Source organism: Nocardioides malaquae, assembly GCF_015070385.1.
Lineage (GTDB): Bacteria > Actinomycetota > Actinomycetes > Propionibacteriales > Nocardioidaceae > Nocardioides > Nocardioides malaquae.
The window spans coordinates 1-230 of record NZ_JADCSA010001385.1 but is presented as its reverse complement, the minus strand read 5'-3'; the positions used below and the strand labels follow the sequence as shown (position 1 = coordinate 230).

Here is a 230-nt window from a genome sequence, read left to right as displayed (position 1 = left end):
AGGGCCTAACGCCTGAGAAGTGGCTGTACTACTTAAGGGTCGTACGTCTTTTTTATATACCCCTGCTTTAACTCTAGACTTTAAGCGCTGAGCTTTAGGGTATTCTCGATCATAAAAATAACGAAACTGACGTAGTGTTGGGTAATCCTCTTGGGGAATGCGAGGAAAATACTGAGCAAACAAGTCCACAAATCGTCTATAGGCAACGGTGGTCTTTGTACCTTTTTGAT

At 42.6% G+C, this 230-nt stretch carries 1 protein-coding gene; it reads right to left on the bottom strand.

What is annotated here, in order from left to right:
• Positions 1-230: hypothetical protein (locus IEQ44_RS16635; RefSeq protein WP_227487740.1), on the bottom strand; the 230-nt coding region annotated here is incomplete at both ends.